7 protein-coding genes are annotated in these 4,953 nt (G+C 47.1%); 4 read left to right on the forward strand and 3 right to left on the reverse strand.

What is annotated here, in order from left to right:
* Positions 1 to 16 precede the first annotated feature (16 nt).
* From minE to minC, 3 genes are read right to left on the reverse strand one after another with little or no spacing between them, the layout of a single operon-like run.
* Positions 17 to 295: a cell division topological specificity factor MinE gene (gene minE, locus MES37_RS23425; protein ID WP_064546115.1), complete on the reverse strand. Its 279-nt coding sequence runs from the start codon at positions 293 to 295 to the stop codon at positions 17 to 19.
* A gap of 3 nt (positions 296 to 298) precedes the next feature.
* Positions 299 to 1,111, reverse strand: a complete 813-nt coding sequence (gene minD, locus MES37_RS23430) for a septum site-determining protein MinD (protein ID WP_034495914.1) — start codon at positions 1,109 to 1,111, stop codon at positions 299 to 301.
* A gap of 24 nt (positions 1,112 to 1,135) precedes the next feature.
* The gene (gene minC, locus MES37_RS23435) at positions 1,136 to 1,843 is read right to left on the reverse strand and encodes a septum site-determining protein MinC (RefSeq protein ID WP_064546117.1); all 708 of its coding nucleotides are present in this window, start codon (positions 1,841 to 1,843) and stop codon (positions 1,136 to 1,138) included.
* A 126-nt stretch (positions 1,844 to 1,969) separates the two neighbouring features.
* On the opposite strand from minC, the gene MES37_RS23440 reads away from it, so the two are divergent.
* The 4 genes from MES37_RS23440 to MES37_RS23455 all read left to right on the forward strand — a co-directional run bounded on the left by MES37_RS23440 (position 1,970) and on the right by MES37_RS23455 (position 4,762).
* Positions 1,970 to 2,245 (forward strand): YcgL domain-containing protein, encoded by a 276-nt coding sequence (locus MES37_RS23440; RefSeq protein ID WP_064546121.1) that lies wholly within the window; start codon positions 1,970 to 1,972, stop codon positions 2,243 to 2,245.
* A 201-nt stretch (positions 2,246 to 2,446) separates the two neighbouring features.
* Positions 2,447 to 3,514, forward strand: a complete 1,068-nt coding sequence (locus MES37_RS23445) for a lytic murein transglycosylase (RefSeq protein ID WP_064546123.1) — start codon at positions 2,447 to 2,449, stop codon at positions 3,512 to 3,514.
* A gap of 54 nt (positions 3,515 to 3,568) precedes the next feature.
* Positions 3,569 to 4,228: a fumarylacetoacetate hydrolase family protein gene (locus MES37_RS23450; protein WP_237932741.1), complete on the forward strand. Its 660-nt coding sequence runs from the start codon at positions 3,569 to 3,571 to the stop codon at positions 4,226 to 4,228.
* Between the two features lie 87 nt (positions 4,229 to 4,315).
* The gene (locus MES37_RS23455; RefSeq protein ID WP_064546127.1) at positions 4,316 to 4,762 is read left to right on the forward strand and encodes a YcgN family cysteine cluster protein; all 447 of its coding nucleotides are present in this window, start codon (positions 4,316 to 4,318) and stop codon (positions 4,760 to 4,762) included.
* Positions 4,763 to 4,953 lie beyond the last annotated feature (191 nt).

The raw sequence follows: 4,953 nt of genomic DNA on the forward strand, positions 1-4,953 counted from the left end.
ATTTTGAGCAGTTGCATCACGCAGATTTTGTTGTTGCTTCCTGTGCTTCTGGCAACGTGACATTAAGCTCCAGAACAGAAATATCGTCATCTTTTTGATCAAGAACGACGGTTAACATCTCTGGATCGATTTTGACGTATTTGCAAATCACTTCCAGAATATCGCGTTTTAGCTGCGGTAAATAATGCGGTTCACTATCACCACGGCGCCGTTCTGCAACGATAATTTGCAGACGTTCTTTTGCAATGTTGGCGGTGTTCTTTTTCCGTGAGAGAAAAAAGTCTAGTAATGCCATAACTTATCCTCCGAACAGGCGTTTGAGGAAGCCTTTCTTCTCTTCTTCAATGAAGCGGAAAGGGCGATCTTCGCCAAGCAGGCGCTCAACAGTATCTGCGTAAGCTTTACCAGCATCAGCCTCCTGGTCAAGAATGACCGGCTCACCCTGGTTTGACGCACGCAGAACAGATTGATCTTCCGGGATAACCCCGACCAGTGGAATGCGCAGGATTTCCAGCACATCTTCCATGCTTAGCATGTCGCCGCGATTAACACGGCCTGGGTTGTAGCGAGTAAGAAGCAGGTGTTCTTTAATCGGCGCTTCACCGTTTTCTGCACGGCGAGATTTAGAAGAAAGAATACCAAGAATTCGGTCAGAATCTCGTACTGATGAAACTTCAGGGTTAGTAGTAATAACCGCTTCATCAGCAAAATAGAGCGCCATTAATGCGCCAGTTTCGATACCTGCAGGGGAATCACAAACAATAAATTCGAAGTCCATATTTTTCAGGTCTTCAAGCACTTTCGCCACGCCTTCACGCGTGAGTGCGTCTTTGTCACGAGTCTGTGATGCCGGCAGAATATAAAGCTGCTCGGTGCGTTTATCTCTGATTAACGCCTGATTTAATGTGGCATCGCCCTGAATAACGTTGACGAAATCGTATACCACCCGACGCTCGCAGCCCATAATCAAATCCAGGTTACGCAGGCCAATATCAAAATCGATTACGACGGTTTTTCTTCCCTTCTGGGCCAAACCTGTAGCGATGGCCGCGCTGGACGTGGTCTTACCGACGCCCCCTTTACCCGATGTAACAACAATAATGCGTGCCATAAAGGAATTCCTTGTTAAAAGGGCTTAATTCAAAGGTTGAACGGAGAGAGCACCACTCGCCAGACTCAGGCGTGCTGCTTTCCCATAATAATCAGCTGGTATTTGTTCACTCAGCCAGTATTCACCCGCTATTGAGACCAGCTCAGCAGCAAGATTTGTACAGAATATTTGTGCATCACGATCGCCGCTGGCACCCGCCAGGGCACGGCCACGCATCATGCCGTAAACATGAATATTACCATCAGCTATAAGTTCTGCACCGGCACTGACGTGATTGGTGATAATCAAATCACAGTTTGGTGCATAAATGCGCTGACCGGAACGAACCGGGGTATCAATCAAACGTGTTTTTGTGATCGAGTTAACAACGGGTTCGACAGGGGCGGCAATCTCAACGGGCGCGGCCTTAGCACGTGAATTTTTTTCTTTCCCTTCCGTCAGAAGTGGCAAGCCCGCACGCTCAATTTCTTTTTTCAGCGCTTCGTCTTTACAGCCACTAATACCGACGACACGCAAACCGGAAGAAACCACTGCTTGCTGGACTTTTTTCCAGTTAACTGAACCATCGAGACTGGCAACATTCACCACCACCGGGGCATTTTTCAGAAAGGCTGGAGCCTGAGATACTTTTTCCTGGAGGGCCTGGAGAATCACCTCGGGTTGTGCGTCATGTAAATGAAGCACTGATAAGGTAAAACTGCTGCCTTTTAACTCGATTGGCGTGTTTGACATCCTGGCCTTACTCAATTCAGTTTTAATCCCCACAGCTGTGGGACGATATTCCGAAGTACATCTGGCATGTTATAGTCACAGGTATATTCAGGCAAGCCACCATCTGGCGAAAATAGAGTAAAAAAAATGTTTTGTGTGATCTACAGAAGTAGCAAGCGTGACCAGACATATCTATATGTCGAAAAAAAAGACGATTTCTCTCGGGTTCCTGAAGAATTGATGAAAGGTTTTGGTACACCCCAATTGGCGATGATATTGCCGCTTGATGGCAGTAAAAAACTGGCCAACGCTGATTTTGATAAAGTAAAGCAAGCACTCAAAGATCAGGGCTATTATTTACAATTGCCACCGCCCCCAGAAAGTTTGTTAAAAATGCACCTCGAAAGTAGTCCGAAAAAATAAGTTTCAGACTAGTGCCCAATTCTTTCCTATACATATACTCTAAATACTACGAGTTGCAGGTAGGCGGCAAGGGAGCAAATCCCCTGGAGCTTACTTGAGTAAGTGACTGGGGTTTGTGAGTGCAGCCAACGCCCCTGCAGCTTGAAGTATGACGGGTATAAAGGTAGATGATATTTAGAACAAATAACCGCGGGGAAAATAATGAATACTCCAGCAATTTGTTTAACGGTCATCGCCTTTATCCTGGGTGGTTTTAGCGTTTCATCCGCCGATGCGCAGACGCAATCTGTTGTAAACACACCGATTGCGCCGCAGCCTGAGGCTAAGCCCGCGCCGACCACGCTTGCAGAACAAGGGCGTAATCCCGCCGAATTCCCCGCTTTTGTTGAAACCCTTAAGACCCAGGCCCGAGCACAGGGTATCAGTGAACGCACCATCAACAGCGCTTTTGCCAACGTCCATTTTGTTGATCGGGTCATAAAATCTGACCAGAACCAGCTTGAAAAGAAAATCATGCTTGATGAATATCTGGCACGAGTGATCACGCCGAAAAAGATTGAAAAAGCGCGTGTGCAGTATCGCCAGCATCAAAGTGAATTAAACCAGGTCAGTGAGCGGACTGGCGTACAAAGCCAGTACATTGTGGCTTTATGGGCCATGGAAAGCTTGTTTGGTGAAATACAAGGGAAAGAGGACATCATTTCTGCACTGGCAACGCTCGCTTTTGAAGGGCGGCGTGAAGCCTTTTTTACCAAAGAGTTGATGGCATCGCTGAAAATCCTCGACCAGGGGCATATCCCGGTACAAGAGTTGAAAGGCTCGTGGGCAGGCGCGATGGGGCAAAACCAGTTTATGCCGACTTCCTATCTGCACTACGGTGCTGATGGCGATGGTGACGGGAAAATTGATATCTGGCAGAACACTAGCGATGTTTTTGCTTCCACGGCTAATTACCTGAAAAAAGAAGGTTGGCAAGCTGGTGGCTCATGGGGTAAAGAAATAACTTTACCTAAAGGTTTCAATAGTGCCCTTGCAGGTACTAAATCAAACCAGGGCAAAACCGTCACTCAGTGGCGAAAATTAGGTGTCATACAGAAAGACGGCACACCACTGCATCTGTCGAAGAAAAAAGCCTGGATTGTGACACCGGATGATAATCAGGGGCGCTCATTCCTGGTCTACAACAACTTCCGCACAATTATGCACTGGAACCGTTCTTACTACTTTGCGATAAGTATCGGCACAATGGCGGATGCGATTGTGCAGTAACCCAGACTCATCAGTTCTTATATACCCAATATACGCAACGAGGCAGAGGAAAGCATGTATCAGCATCATAACTGGCAGGGGGCGCTGCTGGATTTTCCGGTCAGCAAAGTAGTATGTGTAGGCAGTAACTACGCAAAACATATCAAAGAGATGGGCAGTGTGACGCCCGATGAGCCGGTGTTGTTCATTAAGCCCGAGAGTGCGCTGTGCGATATTCGTCAGCCGTTGGTTCTACCGCAGGATTTGGGTTCCGTTCACCATGAAGTGGAGCTGGCAATTCTGATCGGCTCAACGTTGAGAAAGGCGACGGAAGAGCATGTGACCAAAGCCATTGCAGGGTATGGCGTAGCGCTTGATCTTACGTTGCGTGATTTACAAGGCAAACTTAAAAAAGCGGGCCAGCCGTGGGAAAAGTCCAAAGGGTTTGATAACTCTTGCCCGATTTCAGGTTTTGTTCTCGCCAGTGAGCTTAGCGGCGATCCGCAAAACTCAGAGCTTGCGTTAAAGATCAACGGTGAAATCCGCCAGCAGGGCAGTACCTCCGATATGATCCATAAAATCGTGCCACTCATTGCCTATATGAGTCGGTTCTTCACCCTGCGTGCCGGAGATGTCATTCTCACCGGGACCCCGGAAGGTGTTGGGCCGCTCAACGGCGGTGATGAACTAGAAGTGAGCTTTGCTAACCGTAGTTTGACTACGCGTGTTCTATAATCAATTTGCCGCCTGTGGGCGGCAAAACTTGCATCTGCGGCTCAGACTGTTTATAAGGTGCGCTTGTTTTTATTACAGGACACCATCATGACAACAGCGCCGTTCTGGCAGTGCAAAACTCTTGACGAAATGAGTGATGCGGAGTGGGAATCTCTCTGCGATGGCTGCGGCCAGTGCTGTTTGCATAAATTGATGGATGAAGACACGGATGAAATCTATTTCACCAACGTTGCCTGCAAGCAGTTAAACATCAAAACTTGCCAGTGTAAAAACTATGCCCGTCGCTTTGACTACGAGCCAGATTGCATCAAGCTAACGCGTGACAATTTACCTACCTTCGAATGGCTTCCGCATACTTGCGCTTATCGTCTGTTAGCTGAAGGCAAAGACTTGCCAGCATGGCACCCGTTGTTGACTGGCTCAAAAGCGGCAATGCACGGCGAACGCATTTCTGTGCGTCATATCGCAGTGAAAGAATCTGAAGTGCGCGACTGGCAGGACCACATTTTAAACAAACCTGAGTGGGCTGATTGACCCGTACGGTTGAATAGCGCTATGGCAATGTGTCATAGCGCCAACTGACCTGTAGACCGTATTTTCACAATATCCAATTCTTTAAATTCTCGTCATATTAACTTTTATAATAATTCTCATTATTAACGTCACACATCACGTTTGTATTTTATTTGATAAATTATTGTAAAGTAAATTTCACTGTAATAAAT

Origin of the sequence: Buttiauxella sp. S19-1, from assembly GCF_022134725.1 — a bacterium.
Classification (GTDB): Bacteria; Pseudomonadota; Gammaproteobacteria; order Enterobacterales; family Enterobacteriaceae; genus Buttiauxella; species Buttiauxella ferragutiae.

Excerpts from the sequence above, each read along its gene's own strand:
- minE (WP_064546115.1), bottom strand. The coding sequence starts at position 295 with ATGGCATTACTAGACTTTTTTCTCTCACGGAAAAAGAACACCGCCAAC.
- minD (WP_034495914.1), bottom strand. The coding sequence starts at position 1,111 with ATGGCACGCATTATTGTTGTTACATCGGGTAAAGGGGGCGTCGGTAAG.
- minC (WP_064546117.1), bottom strand. The coding sequence starts at position 1,843 with ATGTCAAACACGCCAATCGAGTTAAAAGGCAGCAGTTTTACCTTATCA.
- MES37_RS23440 (WP_064546121.1), top strand. The coding sequence starts at position 1,970 with ATGTTTTGTGTGATCTACAGAAGTAGCAAGCGTGACCAGACATATCTA.
- MES37_RS23445 (WP_064546123.1), top strand. The coding sequence starts at position 2,447 with ATGAATACTCCAGCAATTTGTTTAACGGTCATCGCCTTTATCCTGGGT.
- MES37_RS23450 (WP_237932741.1), top strand. The coding sequence starts at position 3,569 with ATGTATCAGCATCATAACTGGCAGGGGGCGCTGCTGGATTTTCCGGTC.
- MES37_RS23455 (WP_064546127.1), top strand. The coding sequence starts at position 4,316 with ATGACAACAGCGCCGTTCTGGCAGTGCAAAACTCTTGACGAAATGAGT.